Raw genomic sequence first — 12681 nt, 5'->3', positions numbered from 1 at the left:
CTGTTATTCACCGACGCGCTGCTGTTTGCGTCGTTCGTCGTAATTCGCCCGTGCCGTGCGGACCTCGCCGCGCTCGCTGACTTCCGGCACGGCGACATCCCACCAGGCACCGCCGGCGCTGGTCGAGATCAACGGGTCGGTGTCGATGACGACGACGGTCGTGCGGCTGTTGGTCTTCGCCTGCGCCAGCGCGGCTTCTAGCTCGGCGATGGAGGCGGCCTTGGTCGCGATCGCGCCCATGCTGGCGGCGTGGGCGACGAAGTCGATCTCCGGCAGCGTCTCGTGCCGGGAATCCCGGAGCAGGTTGTTGAAGCTCTGGCCGCCGGTCGCGTTCTGGAGCCGGTTGATGCAGCCGAAGCCGCGATTGTCGAGCAGGACGATGGTGAGCTTGAGCCCCAGCATCACCGAGGTCGCGATCTCGGAATTCAGCATCAGATAGGAGCCGTCGCCGACCATGACGACGACTTCCTTGTCGGGGCGCGCCATCTTGGCGCCGAGACCGCCGGCGATCTCGTAGCCCATGCAGGAGAAGCCGTATTCGGCGTGGTAGGAGCCGGGTGCCCCGGCCTGCCAGAGCTTGTGCAATTCGCCGGGCAGCCCGCCGGCAGCGTGGAGCAGGACGACGTCCGAGCCCAGCGCGCGCTGGACCGCGCCGATGACCTGCGCGTCCGAGGGGAGCGCCGCGTTGGTGGCAGCGGTGACCTTGTCTGCCTCCTCGCGCCAGTCGGCCTTGCCGGCCTTGGCATCGGCTGTCCAGCTCTCGGGCGCCTTCCAGCCGCCGATGATCTCCGCCAGCTCGGCCAGGCCCTCGCGGGCATCGGCGACGAGGGGCAGGGCGCGGTGCTTGCCAGCGTCGAAGGGCTGGACGTTGAGGCCGATGATCGTCTTCTGCTGCGCGCCGAACAGCGCCCAGGAGCCGGTGGTGAAGTCCTGCAGGCGGGTGCCGATGGCGAGGATGAGGTCCGCCTCGGCGGCCAGGTGGTTGGCCGCTGCGGTGCCGGTGACGCCGACGGCCGCCATGTTGAGCGCGTCGTCGTCGGGGAGGGCGGATTTGCCGCCCTGCGTCTCGCAGACGGGAATGCCCGTCGTGGCCGAGAAGCGGGCGAGTTCGTCGGAAGCGCCGGAATAGAGTACGCCGCCGCCCGCGACGATCAGAGGCTTCTTCGCGCCTTTCAGCGCTGCTGCGGCAGCCTTCAGCTCGTCGCGGTCCGTCCGGGGTCGGCGCGGCGTCCAGAGCCGTTCGGCGAAGAAGCTCTCGGGATAGTCATAGGCTTCCGCCTGCACGTCCTGGCAGAGCGCCAGTGTCACCGGCCCGCATTCGGCCGGATCGGTCAGCACCTGCATGGTCCGGGCGAGCGCCGGGATGATCTGCTCGGGCCGGGTGATGCGGTCGAAATAGCGCGAGACGGGGCGGAAGCAGTCATTGGCCGAGACGGTGCCGTCGCCGAAATCCTCGACCTGCTGGAGGACGGGATCGGGAATGCGGTTGGCGAAGACGTCGCCCGGCAGCAGCAGCACCGGCAGGCGGTTGACATGAGCGAGCGCCGCGGCGGTGACGAGGTTGGTCGCGCCGGGGCCGATCGAGGTGGTCGCGGCCATGAAGCGGCGGCGCATGTTCGCTTTGGCATAGGCGATGGCCGCATGCGCCATGGCCTGCTCGTTATGGGCGCGGAAGGTCGGCAGGCGCTCGCGCTCGTGCCATAGCGCTTCGCCGAGGCCCGCGACGTTGCCATGCCCGAAGATCGCCCAGACGCCGCCGAAGATCGGCAGGCGCTGCCCGTCGACCTCCGTCATCTGCGCCGCGAGATAGCGCGTCAGCGCCTGCGCCATGGTGAGGCGGACGGTACGAGTCATGTCGGTTTCCGACTCTCTATAACAAGTAACGATGTCATCCCGGACGAGCGAAGCGAGACCGGGGATCCATTCCGGAGCCTAACCGATGAAAGCTCCGGAATGGATCCCGGATCGGCGCCGCTATCGCGGCTTGTCCGGGATGACCCGCGAGGATGAAAGTGCAGCACCGAGCCTACGCCGCCTTGCGGCCGCGCGTGGCAAGCCAGAGGTCGGTCAGTGCCTCGAAACGCCGGGCCATGTCGGCGATGGCGGCTTCGTCGTCGAGCTTGCCGGCGAGCCAGCCTTCCGCTGCGGCCATGAAGATGGTGCGGCCGACGGCGAAGCCCTTGACGATGGGGGCGGCGGCCGTGGCGGCGAAGCCTGCCTCCAGCTCCTCGGCAGGGGCGTCGAGCCCGAGCAGGAGCACGCCGCGGCACCAGGGATCGTGCTTCGCGATGGTCTTCTCGATGGCCGCCCAGGCGGCTGGAGAGGATTGCGGCTCGAGCTTCCACCAGTCCGGCTTGATGCCCAGCGCGTAGATCTCCTCCATCGCGCGAGCGATCGTGTCCGGCCCCAGCGGGCCGTTCTTGCTGGCGATGATCTCGATCAGCAATTCGCGGCCGACCTTGCGCGCCGCCTCGAACAGACCGCGCAGCTTGTCCTGCTGTGCCTGCTTCAGCTCTTCGGAATCGTCCGGGTGATAGAAGCAGAGAGCCTTGATGCAGTGGTCGACCGGCCATTCCGGCAGCAGCGAGCCGATGTCCTGGCTCGTCTCGAAGCGCAGCGGGCGCGATCCCGGCAGCTCGACCGGGCGGCCGAGCCAGGCGAAGGGATGACGCGCGAATTCGAACATCGCCTCGCGTCCATGCTTCTCGTCGAGCAGCATGCCGTAGCCGGGCCGGCCATCGGCGACCCGGGCGGCAGCCTTGACCGCGAGGACCTTGAAGTCACGGATGCGGGCGGGGTCGGCACCGAGCTTCGCGGCAAGCTCTTCCAGCTGGATGCGGTGGTCGCAGGCGAGCGCCATCAGCGAGGGGATGTCGCGCCGGCGCGTCGTCGCCCAGTGGATGTGGTTGATGGCCTCGTCCTTGCGCAAGGCGCGGTGCGGGCTGCCATTCCCAAGGAAATACTGCAACTCCTCGAAGGTCGGGCTCTCCGGCGAGCAGAGCAGGCGCGAGACGGCGAAGGCGCCGCAGGCATTGGCCCAGGTCGCGGCGGTCTGGAGGCTCTCGCCCCCGAGCCAGCCGCGCAGGAAGCCGGACATGAAGGCGTCGCCGGCGCCGAGCACATTGTAGACCTCGATCGGGAAGCCCTTGCCGACAATGCCGTCCTCGAGATCGTCCGGGATCGCGCCTTCATAGACGATGCAGCCCATCGGGCCGCGCTTGAGCACGATGGTGGCGGGGGTGATGGAGCGGATTGTCCTCAGCGCCTGCAAGAGCTCGCTCTCGCCCGAGGCGATCAGCACCTCTTCCTCGGTGCCGATGATCAGGTCGCAGCCGGGCAGCACGGTCTTCATCCGCTCGGAGACGGCCTGCGAGGCGATGTAGCGGTTGTCGCCGGCGTCGTGGCCGGCAAGGCCCCAAAGATTAGGTCGGTAGTCGATATCGAGCACGACCTTGCCGCCGTTCTCGCGCATCAGCTTCATCGCCTTGCGCTGGGCGGCCTCGGGCTTGGGCCGGGCGAAATGCGTGCCGGTGACGACGACGGCGCGGGCCTTCGCGATGAAGGCGGGGTCGATGTCGCCTTCCTCCAGCGCCATGTCGGCGCAGTTCTCGCGGTAGAACAGCAGCGGGAAGGATTTGTCGCTCTCGACCGAGAGGATGGCGAGTGCGGTGAGGCGTTCGGAGTCGGTCTTGAGGCCGTCGAGATTGACGCCTTCGCGGGCGAGCTGCTCGCGCAGGAAGCGGCCGAACTGCTCGTTGCCGACGCGGGTGAGCAGGGCCGAGCGCAGGCCGAGCCGCGCCGTGCCGATGGCGATGTTCGCCGGGCAGCCGCCCACCGACTTGGCGAAGCTGGTGACATCCTCCAGCCGCGAGCCGATCTGCTGGCCGTAGAGATCGACCGAAGCGCGGCCGATGGTGATGACGTCGAGCGCCTGCGCCGATCCGCCGAGCGGTCCCGTCATATGTTCCTCCAGGCCTTGTCGCTTCTTGTGAGGCGCGGTCGGCCGAACGGCTCCGCGCTGACGGTATGAAATAATAATTCCATTACGCCGTCAATGCGGAATACTTGTTCCTACTCACGCGAGCGGCGGCGACGGCCGCGCCCGGCGCGGCGGGCATCGCCGATGCCGACGGCGAGCGCCATGGCGAGCGCCATGGTCGAGGACAGCGTGCGGAAGCCGCCGAAATCCGCCTCGGCCACCTCGAACCAGGTCTGCGCGAAACTGGCGAGGGGCGAGAAGGCGCTGTCGGTGATGGCGACAACCGGCACGCCCCGCTCGGCGAGGCCGCGCGCATCCTCGATCGTCGCCGGCGTATAGGGCGAGAAGCTGACGACGAGGGCGGCATCCCCCGGCGTGGCGAAGGAGATGATCTCGGGGCTCAGGCCCGCCGCGGATTCGACCAGCTGGTTGCGCACCTCGAGCTTGCCGAGCGCGTAGGCGAGGTAGCTCGCGACCGGAAAGGAGCGGCGGCGGGCGAGGATATAAATCGTCTCGGCCTCGGCCAGCGTCGCGATCGCGTGGTCGAGCGCTCCGTGGTCGAGCGAGCGGCTCATCACGTCGAGCGATTTGCGCGAGGCGGTCAGGAAGCCGTCGAGGATGCGGTGATTGCCAGCGGCCGCGTCCTCGCCGGCGCGCAGCGTGTTGAGCCGCTCCTCATAGCTCGAATTGCGCTCGCGCAGCCGCTCGCGGAAGACGCCCTGCAGGCTGGTGAAGCCGTCGAAGCCGAGATGCTGGGCGAAGCGGATCAGCGTCGAGGGCTGCACGCCGGCCGAGACAGCGATGCTGGCGGCGGTGCCGAAGGCGATCTCGTCGGGATTGTCGAGCGCATAGGCCGCGATCTGGGCGATGCGCTTGGGCAGGCTCTCGCGCTGGGCGAGAATCAGCGTGCGCAGGCCGTCGAAATCACGCGGCAGTTCCGCAACGGCGGTTTCGCTCATCCTGGATTCCCGTTGCCGTCCCCGTTGCGACAGTTCTGGCAGCGAAGCGGAAATGGAGCAAGCGTTCCAATAGGGGAATGAACAATCGACCGGGGAAGGGGGCTGTCATGCTCGGGCTTGACCCGAGCATCTCTTGCCGCAGGAGATTCCAGCTGCTTTCCCGGCACGAAATTCCCGTGCCTCCGCTTCGCTTCGCCCGGGAACGCCGCCGTGGCTCAGCCCGGCAGGCCGGCGGTGCAACTCTGGCCGCCATCGACCGGCAGGCAGACGCCGGTGATGAACTTGGCCTCGTCCGAGGCGAGGAAGACGGCGGCGTTGGCGATGTCCCAGGCCGTGCCCATCTTGCCCATCGGCACCTGCGCGTCACGGGCGGCGACCATCTCCTCGACGGAGGCGTATTGCGAGGAGATCTGCTTGTAGATCAGCGGCGTGTCGATCAGGCCGGGCATGATGCAGTTCGCGCGGATGTTCTGCTTCGCGTACTGCATCGCGAGCGCCACCGTCGCCTGGTTCACCGCCGCCTTGGTGGCGTAGTAGGCGAAATAGGGATAGCCGGTCCAGCGGATGGCGGCGAGCGAGGAGATGTTGACGATCGCGCCGCCGCCGCTCTTCAGCATCTGCGGAATCACGGCCTTGGCACAGCGATAGACCGAGCCGAGATTGAGCTGGAGCGAGGCGTTGAACTGCTCCTCCGACAGCTCGACCGGGCCGCCCATATGGGTGACCCCGACATTGTTGTGGAGGATGTCGATGCGGCCGAAATGCTGCGCAGCGTCCGCGACGCAGGCCTCGACCGAGGCGAGGTTGGTGACATCGGCCGCCAGCGCCAGGGCGTTGCCGCCTTCTCCGGCGATGATCGCGGCGGTCTCTTCCGCTGCTGCCAGGTTCAGGTCGATGCAGGCGACGCCGGCGCCCTCGCGGGCATAGGCGACGGCGGCGGCCTTGCCGTTGCCCCAGCCGGGGCCGGAGGAGCCGGCGCCGAAGACGATCGCGATCTTGCCCTTCAGCCGGTCGGCCATGGTGTCATTCTTCCAGCAATAGAAACGAGCGCAGTCATCCCGGGCGGAGCGAAGCGAAGACCCGGGATCCATGCCGGAACGGTTCAGGCATGGATCCCGGATCGGCGCGGCTTCGCAGCTTGTCCGGGATGACCGCGGAGCGGTCGTTGGCCGATCAGCTCAGCGAGCTGCCGACGGCCTTCTCCAGGATGCCCCAGGCTTCGTCGCCGTACTTCTTCTTCCACTCGGCGTAGAAGCCGGCCTTGCGCAGAGCGTCGCGGAAGGCGTCGGCCTTGGTCTCGTTGATGGTCATGCCCTTGGAGGCGAGCTCGCCCTGCAGGCCGGCATTGAGCTTGGCGACGTCCTGGCGCTCCAGCAGCGCGGCGGCGTTGATGTTCTTGGCGACGATGGCGCGCAGGTCTTCCGGCAGCTTCTCCCAGGCGCGGCGGTTGGCCAGGAACCAGAAGCCGTCCCACATATGGTTGGTCAGCGAGAGGTACTTCTGCACCTCGAAGAGCTTGGCGGTCGAGATGATCGCGAGCGGGTTCTCCTGGCCGTCGACGATCTTGGTCTGCAGCGCGGTGTAGACCTCGGCGAAGTTGATCGAGGCCGGTGCCGACTGGAGCGCGGTGAACATCGAGGTCCAGAGCGGGGAGACCGGCACGCGGATCTTGAAGCCCTTGAGGTCGTCGGGCGTGTTGATCGGGCCCTTGGACGAGGTGATCTGGCGGAAGCCGTTGTCCCAGATCTTGTCCATGACGACGAGGTTGGCCTTGTTGATCTGGCCGCGGACGTAAGCGCCGAGCTCGCCGTCCATCGCCTTCCAGACCGCGTCATAGTTCGGGAAGGCGAAGCCGATGCCCGAGAGCGAGGCGTTGGCGACCAGCGTCGACAGGATCAGCGGCGAGAGGGTGAAGAACTCGACGCCGCCCGAGCGGACCTGGCTCAGCATGTCCGTGTCGGAGCCGAGCTGGTTGTTCGGGAAGATCTGGATGTCGACGCGGCCCTTCGTCTCTTCCTTGATCTTCGCAACGGCCTCGTTGGCGCGGGTGTTCATCGGGTGCGCGACGGGCAGGTTGTTGGCGTATTTGTAGGTGAACTCGGCGGCCTGCGCGTTGGCGCGGCCAATATGGAAGGTGCCGATGGCGGAGGCGGCGGCTGTCGCCTGGAGCAGGGTGCGGCGCGAGATGGTCATGGGCGTTTTCTCCTTGAGAACGTCGGTTGTCTTGCGGGTTTCTTATGGTTAGCGGTGAGCTTCACAGCACCCAGGTCGAGAGGCCTGGGACGAGGGCGATGACGACGAGGCCAACGAGCAGGGCGATGAGATAGGGCCAGATCGCGCCCATTGCCTCGTCAGGCGAGACGTTGCCGATCTTGCAGGCGATGTAGAAACCGATGCCGATCGGCGGCGCCATCAGGCCGATATTCATCGCGGTGACCACGACCATCGCATAGTGCACGTCGTTGATGCCGAGGCTCTTGGCGATCGGGAACATCAAGGGCGCCAGCAACACGATCGCCGGCAGGCCTTCCAGCACGCAGCCGAGGATCATGAAGACGACGATCGACACCGCCATGAAGCTGAGCCAGCCGCCGGGCAGATGCGCCATGAAGCTGGCGAGGTCGCGGGCGAAGCCGGTCTGGGTCAGGGCCCAGGCCATGGCGAGCGCCGTGCCGAGGATCATCAGGATCGCGCCGGAGAGCGCCGCCGTCTCGACCAGCATCGCGTAGAACTTGCGCGGGCCGATGCCGCCATAGAGGACGATGCCGATGACGAGCGCATAAAGCACCGCGATGGTCGAGACTTCGGTCGCGGTTGCGACGCCGCCGCCGACCGCGGCACGGATGATGAAGGGCAGGACCAGGGCGGGAGCCGCGACGAGCGCGACCTTGCCGATGACCGCGAGCGGAGCGCGGCGCACGCCCTTCATGTCCTCCGCCGCCGCCTTCCAGCGGGCGAGGCCCGCGAGCGCGACCAGCAGCACGCCGGCGATGACGAAGCCGGCATTGAACAGGCCGGCGATCGAGACGCCGGCGACCGAGCCGAGCACGATCAGCACGATCGAGGGCGGCACGGTGTCGGCCATCGCGGCGCCGGTGGAGAGCAGCGCGATCAGGTCCTTGGGCTTGTAGCCGCGCCGCTTCATCTCCGGGAACAGTGCCGGCGCGACCGTCGCCATGTCCGAGACCTTGGAACCCGAAATGCCCGAGACGAGGTAGAGCGAGCCGAGCAGGACATAGGACATGCCGGCGCGGACATGGCCGAGCAGCGATGCGAGGAAATCGACGATCGCCTTGCCCATTCCGGTGGCGTCGAGGATGCAGCCGAGCAGCACGAAGATGGGCACGGATAGCAGGATGAGGCTCGACATGCCCTCGTCCATGCGCCCGACCATGACGATGATCGGGACGTTGGTCGAGAAGGCGAGGAAGGCGAGCGTGCCCAGCCCGAAGCAGAAGGCGATGGGAACGCCCGCGACGAGGCAGGCGGCGACGACGCCGATCAGGAAGATCAGGATGTTATAGTAGCCGAGCCCCTTCAGCGTCGGCCCGAGGAGCCAGAAGGCGAGACCGAACCCGCCGACGACGAGGGCCGCGGCGGCGATGTCGACCAGGCGCGCGGTCTTGAACAGATAGCGCAGGGTGAGCAGCGCCATCAGCACGATGCCGACGGCGAGGGCCGAGACGCGCCAGCTGACGGGAATGTTGAGCGCGGCCGAGGTGACGTAGCTCTCTTCCACCGCATATTCGATGGCCGGGTCGACCATCGCGGCCAGGAAGGCGGCCACGGCGGTCAGCGCCAGTGTCTCGACGAATTCGCGCAGCCTCGTGGGCATCATGCCGACGAAGAGCGTCAATCGCAGATGCTCGTTGCGGTCGACCGCAATGGCGGCGCCGAGCATGGCGAGCCAGATGAAGGCGATCGAGGCGACCTCGTCGACCCAGACGAAGGGCAGCGAGAAGACATAGCGCGAGACGACGCCGAGCAGCAGCACGCCGATGATGAAGGCGACCAGCGCGGCGGCGGCGATCTCGACCGGGCGCATGATGGCGGAGCCCGGACGCGCGTCGGCGTTCTCGCTCAGATTCTCGGGGATCGTCAGGGTATCGGCGACATCGACCATGCCGCGGCCTCAGCCGAAGCTCGGACGGCGCGCGCTTGCGCCCGCTACGCAGGTTGCCACGAGGGCCATCGTTCATCCTCCCTTCGCGCCGATCTTGTGGGTCGCCGGCGTCGATTTCGGTCCATACTGTGAGCAGCGGACGGTCGGCAGATTTACACGTCGAAGGCGGCGTTGCAATCGGCAATGCGCCAATCTAGGCTCAGGCGATAAGAACAAGGTCCATGATATGGACTATCAGGAGGAACGCTTGCCGCAGAGTTCCGCGCCCGAAGCCGGCCTGTCCGGCTCGCAGAGCGTCGACCGTGCGCTCGGGCTGCTCTCGCTGATCGGGCGGGAGCCGGCCGAAGGCCTGCCGCTCGGCGAGATCGTCTCCGGCAGTGGGCTCAACAAGCCGACCACGCGCCGGCTGCTGCTGGCCCTCATGCGGGCCGGGCTGGTCGAACAGGAGCCGCAGACGCGCCGTTATTGCCTTGGCGAGGAGGCTTTCGTGCTGGGCGTGCTGGCGGCGCGCCGCCACGGCCTGCTCGAGCTGGCGATGGACAGCTTGCGCCGGCTTTCGGGCGAGACGCAGGATACGAGCTTTCTCACCATCCGGCGCGAGAACTACGCGATCTGCCTGCACCGGGAGGAGGGCACCTATCCGGTGCGCACCCATGCGCTGCAGACCGGTGACCAGCATCCGCTCGGCGTCGGCGCCGGCGCGCTCGCGCTCCTCGCCGCGCTGCCGGACGAAGATGTTGACCGCATTATCGCCGCCAACGAAGCGGCGCTGCTGGCGCGCTACCCCGGCTTTGCGCCGGACGCGCTGAGGGTCGATATCGCCGAGACCCGCGAGCGTGGCTTCTCGCTCAACCCCGGCCGGCTCGTCGCCAGTTCCTGGGGCGTCGGGCGGGCTTTCCGTTATCCGGACGGGCGCGTCGCCGGGGCCTTCTCGATTGCCGCGATCGACAGCCGCATGGCGCCGGCCCGGCAGGAGGAGCTTTCGCGGCTGCTGGCACGCGAGGCCGCGCGGATGGAAGCGCTGCTGGCGCAGATGTTCGTTTCCAAGCAGGGCAGCAAGCCCATTGTGGCGGCCGCGCCACGACAGATCGAGACAGGGAGAGCCGCAAGATGAGCTCCGCAACCGCAGCCCCCATCGGGGGCGTCGTGCCGATGACGCGGCGGGTGATGAACCTCGCCCATATCGTGACGCAGAATGCGCGCCGCCTGGCCGGGCATCCCGCCTTCATCTGGGGCGAAAAGACCCTCGATTGGGCCGAGATCGATGCGCAGGTCTCGGCGCTGGCGGCAGGCCTGCGGGCGCGCGGCATCGGCAAGGGCGACCGCCTGCTCGTCCATTCCAAGAATTGCGACGCGATGTTCGTCTCGATGTTCGCGACCTTCCGGCTCGGCGCCGTCTGGGTGCCCACCAATTTCCGCCTTCTGCCCGACGAGGTCGCCTATCTCGCCACGGCTTCGGGGGCGAAAGGTTTCCTCTGCCATGGCGATTTCCCGGAGCATGCGGCGGCTGTCGCTGCTTCGAGCCCCGCGCCGGAGTTCACCTGGCGGATCGGAGCGGGCGTCTTCGGCGAAGACGAGGTCGGCGCGGTGATCGAACGCCATCGCGGCGAGAAGGTCGAGAACGCTGCGGTCGAGCATGGCGATCCCTGCTGGTTCTTCTTCACCTCGGGCACGACGGGGCGCTCCAAGGCCGCGGTGCTGACCCACGGCCAGATGGGCTTCGTCATCACCAACCATCTCTGCGACCTCGTGCCGGGCTCGACCGAGGCCGATGCCTCGCTGGTGGTGGCGCCGCTTTCGCATGGCGCGGGCGTGCACCAGCTGGTGATCTCGGCGCGGGGCGCCGCCTCGATCCTGCTGCCGACCGAACGCTTCGACATCGACGAGGCCTATCGCCTGATCGCCAAGCACCGCGTCAGCAACATCTTCACCGTGCCGACGATCCTGAAGATGCTGGTCGAGCATCCCGCCGCCGACCAGCACGATCACTCCAGCCTGCGCTACATCATCTATGCGGGCGCGCCGATGTATCGCGAGGACCAGAAGGCGGCGCTGAAGAAGCTCGGCAAGGTGATCGTGCAGTATTTCGGGCTGGGCGAAGTCACCGGCAACATCACCGTGCTGCCGCCGGCCCTGCACGAGGCCGAGGACGGGCCGAATGCCCGCATCGGCACCTGCGGCTTCGAGCGCACGGGCATGCAGGTGCAGATCCAGGATGAGGACGGCAAGGAGGTCGAGCCGGGCGTTCAGGGCGAAATCTGCGTGATCGGGCCCGCGGTCTTCGCAGGCTATTACGACAACCCGGAAGCCAACGCGAAATCCTTCCGCGACGGCTGGTTCCGCACCGGCGATCTCGGTCACATGGACGAGCAGGGATTCGTCTACATCACCGGCCGGGCCTCGGACATGTACATCTCCGGCGGCTCCAATATCTATCCGCGCGAGATCGAGGAGAAGATCCTGACCCATCCGGCGATCGCGGAGGTCGCGGTGCTCGGCGTGCCCGATCCGGTCTGGGGCGAGATCGGCATCGCGGTCTGCGTCAACCGGCCCGGCCAGAGCGCGACAGAGGCCGAGATCGCGGATTTCCTCGGGCCGAAGATCGCCCGCTACAAGATGCCGAAGCGCTTCCTGTTCTGGGAGTCCCTGCCGAAATCGGGCTATGGCAAGGTGCCGAAGCGTCTGGTCAAGGACGAGCTGGAGAAGCGCGGCGAGCTCGATTTTCTGAAGGGGAAGGCGTCATGAGGCGCATCGAGCAGCCCGGCACCGGCACGCCCGAGCGCATCCAATGGGTGGAATGCGGCGGGCGCGCTTTTTCGCTGATGTTGCCAGCTGGTGTGCCATTGCTGGAGGCGGTGAGGAGCGGTTTCGCGGCAGAGGGGTTCGCCTCGGGCATGGTGAAGCTCGACGGGCTGAAGCTCTTGCCCTTTGCCTATGTGATGCCGGCCCTGTCGAAGACGCCGGAGCATGCCGCATTCTACAGCGAGACCTTCCGGCCAGAAGGCGGCGCGCGCATCGAGGTGGGCGCAATGACCTTCGGCCAGCGTGACGGGGCGCCTTTCTTCCACGCTCATGCGCTCTGGACGGAAGGCGACGGCAAGCGCAGCGGCGGGCACATCCTGCCTGATGAGACGACGGTCGCCGAGACGATCACCGTGCCGGCCATCGGACTCGACGGTGCGACCTTCGTCGCCGAGCCGGACGGCGAGACCCATTTCAAGCTGTTCGGGCCGAAGCCGGCGCCGTCAGGCGCGGCGGGGGAGGGGCGCTTCTTCGCGCTGCGGGTGAAGCCGAATGTCGATTTCTGCAGGGTTCTGGAAGCGTTCTGCGCCGAGCGCGGCATCCGCGAGGCGGTGATCCATGGCGGCGTCGGCTCGACAATCGGGGCGCGGTTCACGGATGGCGGGGCGGTCGAGAACTTCGCTACGGAGGTTGCGATCACCGAGGGGCGCTTCACGGATGGCGGCGACGGTTTGCGGGCGGCGATCGACGTGGCGCTGGTCGATTACAGCGGTGCGCTGGCGAGCGGGCGGCTGATCCGCGGCGACAACCCGGTGCTTATGACTTTCGAGCTGGTCCTGGAGGCGCTGTAACCACCTCGTCATTCTCGGGCGAAGCGC

9 protein-coding genes are annotated in these 12681 nt (G+C 67.4%); 3 read left to right on the top strand and 6 right to left on the bottom strand.

Annotated features, from left to right (window positions below; genetic code table 11):
* Positions 1-3: 3 nt before the first annotated feature.
* The 6 genes from iolD to AC1DIN_RS20600 form a co-directional block, all read right to left on the bottom strand.
* Positions 4-1854, bottom strand: coding sequence for a 3D-(3,5/4)-trihydroxycyclohexane-1,2-dione acylhydrolase (decyclizing) (gene iolD / locus AC1DIN_RS20625; protein ID WP_476811131.1), 1851 nt, complete (start codon positions 1852-1854; stop codon positions 4-6).
* 172 nt (positions 1855-2026) lie between these two features.
* On the bottom strand, positions 2027-3961 hold the full coding sequence (locus AC1DIN_RS20620; RefSeq protein ID WP_476811130.1) for a bifunctional 5-dehydro-2-deoxygluconokinase/5-dehydro-2-deoxyphosphogluconate aldolase: 1935 nt from the start codon (positions 3959-3961) through the stop codon (positions 2027-2029).
* 110 nt (positions 3962-4071) lie between these two features.
* The gene (locus AC1DIN_RS20615; protein WP_441472957.1) at positions 4072-4938 is read right to left on the bottom strand and encodes a MurR/RpiR family transcriptional regulator; all 867 of its coding nucleotides are present in this window, start codon (positions 4936-4938) and stop codon (positions 4072-4074) included.
* 215 nt (positions 4939-5153) lie between these two features.
* Positions 5154-5957 (bottom strand): SDR family NAD(P)-dependent oxidoreductase, encoded by an 804-nt coding sequence (locus AC1DIN_RS20610; RefSeq protein WP_476765861.1) that lies wholly within the window; start codon positions 5955-5957, stop codon positions 5154-5156.
* Between the two features lie 154 nt (positions 5958-6111).
* Positions 6112-7131 (bottom strand): TRAP transporter substrate-binding protein, encoded by a 1020-nt coding sequence (locus AC1DIN_RS20605; protein ID WP_441472955.1) that lies wholly within the window; start codon positions 7129-7131, stop codon positions 6112-6114.
* A 61-nt stretch (positions 7132-7192) separates the two neighbouring features.
* Entirely contained in the window at positions 7193-9061 is a 1869-nt protein-coding gene (locus tag AC1DIN_RS20600) for a TRAP transporter large permease (RefSeq protein ID WP_476811129.1), read from the bottom strand.
* A gap of 226 nt (positions 9062-9287) precedes the next feature.
* On the opposite strand from AC1DIN_RS20600, the gene AC1DIN_RS20595 reads away from it, so the two are divergent.
* From AC1DIN_RS20595 to AC1DIN_RS20585, 3 genes are read left to right on the top strand one after another with little or no spacing between them, the layout of a single operon-like run.
* Positions 9288-10175, top strand: a complete 888-nt coding sequence (locus AC1DIN_RS20595) for an IclR family transcriptional regulator (protein WP_476811128.1) — start codon at positions 9288-9290, stop codon at positions 10173-10175.
* Entirely contained in the window at positions 10172-11806 is a 1635-nt protein-coding gene (locus AC1DIN_RS20590) for an acyl-CoA synthetase (protein ID WP_476811127.1), read from the top strand. The genes AC1DIN_RS20595 and AC1DIN_RS20590 overlap by 4 nt, the downstream gene beginning before the upstream one ends.
* On the top strand, positions 11803-12654 hold the full coding sequence (locus AC1DIN_RS20585; RefSeq protein ID WP_476811126.1) for a PCC domain-containing protein: 852 nt from the start codon (positions 11803-11805) through the stop codon (positions 12652-12654). The genes AC1DIN_RS20590 and AC1DIN_RS20585 overlap by 4 nt, the downstream gene beginning before the upstream one ends.
* Positions 12655-12681 lie beyond the last annotated feature (27 nt).

The sequence above is a fragment of the Allobosea sp. 05T438 genome (assembly GCF_056396025.1).
Note: the sequence above shows the minus strand (reverse complement) of the source record. Positions and strands in the feature narration are given on the sequence as shown.